Genomic DNA, 3184 nt, shown 5'->3' with positions numbered 1-3184 from the left:
ACCCGCTGCTGCGCCGGACCACTCGGCGCACTCAACCCATTCGACGCACCATCCTGATTCACCGCCGAACCACGCACCACCGCCAACACCCGCCGCCCAAGACGCCGAGCATCCGACAACCGCTCCAGCAGGACGACAGCGGCCCCTTCGCCCCAGCCGATGCCGTCGGCAGCGTCCGAGAACGCCTTGCACCGCCCGTCCACAGCCAGACCGCGCTGCCGGGCGAAGACGACGAACCCGGCCGGAGTCGCGAGGATGCCCGCGCCGCCCGCCAGCGCCAGAGAACAGTCACCCTGTCGCAGTGACTGGGCGGCCAGGTGCAGCGAGACGAGAGAGGACGAGCACGCGGTGTCGACGGTGACCGCCGGGCCCTGGAGCCCGAGGGCGTACGAGACGCGGCCGGACATGACGCTGCCCGTGCCGCCGGTGAGCGCGTATCCCTGGTCCTCAGCGGAGTCGAGGAGCATGGCCCCGTAGCCGGTCGGCAGACCGCCGATGAAGACGCCGGTGCGGCTGCCGCGCAACGACAACGGGTCGATGCGGGCCCGTTCCACGGCCTCCCAGGACGTTTCCAGCAGCAGCCGTTGCTGCGGATCCATCGCCAGCGCCTCGCGCGGCGAGATACCGAAGAGCGCGGGGTCGAAATCCCCGGCCTCGTAGACGAACGCGCCTTCCTGGGTGTACGTCGTGCCGGGCTTGTCCGGGTCGGGGTCGTAGAGGGCGTCCAGGTCCCAGCCCCGGTCGGTCGGCAGTCCACCGACGGCGTCCACGCCGTCCGCGACGAGCCGCCACAGCCGGTCCGGCGAATCGGCGCCACCGGGCAGCCGGCACGCCATCCCGATGATCGCGAGCGGTTCACGGCGCTTGTCCTGGGACTCGCGGAGCCGCTCTCGGGTCTGTTGCAGTTCCGCCGTAACCCGCCGCAGATAGGTACGGAGCTTGTCCTCGGTCATGGTCGACTCCAGTTCGGTGTGGTGGGGCGCCCTGGACGGAAGCGGAGCGCGGACGTGAACGTGGACACGGGTGTGGTCGTGAGCATGGGTACGGCCGGGAACGGGTTCGGCAGAGCCGACAACGCCGTCGGGAGCAGAGGGACCGGACTACCGGTCAGGAGACGCCCAGGTCGCGGTCGATGAGGTCGAAGATCTCGTCGTCGGTGGCGGAGTCCAGCGATTCCGGTGTTGCCGAAGCGGCTTCGGAGCCCTCCGTCGTACTGAGCGAGGTGGCGAGGTCACGCAGTCGTTGCGCGATGTCGGTGCGGGTGTCGGAGTCCATGTCGGGTGCGGCGACGGCCCGGAACAGAGCTTTCTCCATCCGGTCGAGTTCCTGCTGGACGTGCAGTGCGTCCATGACGCTGTCGGACGCATCGGTCATCAGTTCGCCGCGCAGGAGGGTGGCGAGGGCGGTGGGGGTGGGATGGTCGAAGACCAGGGTGGCGGGCAGCCGCAGACCGGTCGCGGCATTGAGGCGGTTGCGCAACTCGGTCGCCGTCAGCGAGTCGAACCCCAGATCCTTGAACGGCCGGTCCGGGGTGAGGGTGTCCGGCGTCGCGTGCCCGAGAACCGCGGCGGCGTGCTCCCGTACAAGGTCCACCAGGGCGTCCTGTCGTTCGACCTCTGTGAGCCGGCCGAGGCTGTCCCGCAGCCGCGCGGCGGTCTCGTCGGCCTCTGCCCCGTCCACCGGCCGGTCCTGACTGCCGTCGCGCAGGGCGGCGGCCGCCTCGGGGATCTCCTCGATCAGCGGGCGGCGCCGGGACAGGGCGTAGACGGGCGCGAACCGCTGCCAGTCCATGTCGGTGACGGCGAGCGTGGTCTCGTCGTGCCCGACCGCGTCCCGCATGACCTCGATGGCCAGCTCGGGCTGCATCTGCCGTACTCCCATCCGCTCCAACTGGCCCGCGACGGCCTCGGAGCCCTCCAGCATGCCTCCGCCGGCCCAGCCGCCCCAGGCGAGCGAGGTGGCGGGCAGTCCGCGGGCGCGGCGCTGGTGGGCCAAGGCGTCGAGGAACGCGTTGGCGGCGGCGTACGTGCCGTTGCCGGCGCTGCCCCAGACGGCGGCGCCTGACGAGAAGAGCACGAACGCGTCGAGGTCGAGCCCGGAGGTCAGCTCGTCCAGGTGACGGGCGCCGTCCACCTTGGCCGTGGTGCCGCCCGTCAGTTCCTCCGGCTCGATGGACAGGACGTCGGAGAAGGTCGCGACACCGGCGGCGTGGACGACCGCGGTCAGCGGGGTCTCCTGCGGTATGTCCGCCAGTACGGCGGCCAGCGCGTCCGGGTCTGCCACGTCACAGGCCGCCAACGTCACGCGCGCCCCCAGTGCCTCCAGTTCCCGGCCCAGTTCAGCGGCGCCCGGAGCTGTGGCGCCGCGCCGGCCGGCCAGCACCAGATGCTGCGCCCCCTCGGCGGCCAGCCACCGGGCGACATGCGCACCGACACCACCCGTACCACCCGTCACAAGGACCGTCCCGCGTGGCTGCCACGGACGGACCGGGTCGCGCCCGGTCGGCACGGCTCGCACCAGCCGTCGTACGAAGACACCCGCCTCACGCACCGCGACCTGGTCCTCACCACCGGGCGCGGCCCCGAGAACCGTGGCGAGCGACCCGCCCGTGCCGTCGCTCCATTTGGCGGGCAGATCCACGAGCCCACCCCACCAGTTCGGCTCCTCCAGGCCCATCACCTGCCCGAGCCCCCACAGCTGTGCGGCTTCTGCGCGTACCGCGTCGTCGGGGGTCACAGCGGCGGCGCCCTGGGTCAGCCACCACAGGGGTGCCTTCACGTCGACCGCGTGCAGGTCCTTCAGGAGAGCGACCGCCTCGTCGAGGGAGGCGGGAGCGGCGATCACGCCCGCGTAGTCGCCGGGGACGGCGCCTGCGGCGACTACGGTCTCCGCCCCGGCGTTCCGCAAGGCCTCGGCGACCTCGTCCGCGGTAGAGATCAGCAACCAGCGTCCGGACAACGGCTGGTTGTCGGCAAGGGCGCTCCGCCGCCAGACGACGCGATAGCGCCAGGTGTCCGAGGCCCGGCCGGCTTTACCCGCGGCCACAGTCGACTCAGGCCAGTAGTGGTGGTGTTGGAAGGCGTAGGTCGGCAGATCGACACGCCTGGCACCGCCCCCCGCGAACCACTCCGCCCAGTCGACCGGCACACCATGCACATACGCCTCACCCAACGACAGCAACAGC

2 protein-coding genes are annotated in these 3184 nt (G+C 71.6%); both read right to left on the bottom strand.

Going from position 1 to position 3184, the window contains the following annotated elements; genetic code table 11:
• On the bottom strand, positions 1-953 hold a 953-nt coding region (locus tag G3I71_RS44495; RefSeq protein WP_203732991.1), incomplete at its 3' end, for a beta-ketoacyl synthase N-terminal-like domain-containing protein.
• 154 nt (positions 954-1107) lie between these two features.
• Positions 1108-3184, bottom strand: a 2077-nt coding sequence (locus tag G3I71_RS44490) for a type I polyketide synthase (protein WP_164324534.1), incomplete at its 5' end; no start/stop codon positions are given.

This window comes from Streptomyces sp. SID12501 (genome assembly GCF_010550245.1).
Lineage (GTDB): Bacteria > Actinomycetota > Actinomycetes > Streptomycetales > Streptomycetaceae > Streptomyces.
The sequence above is the reverse complement of the archived record's forward strand: the minus strand, read 5'-3'. Positions and strand labels throughout refer to the sequence as shown.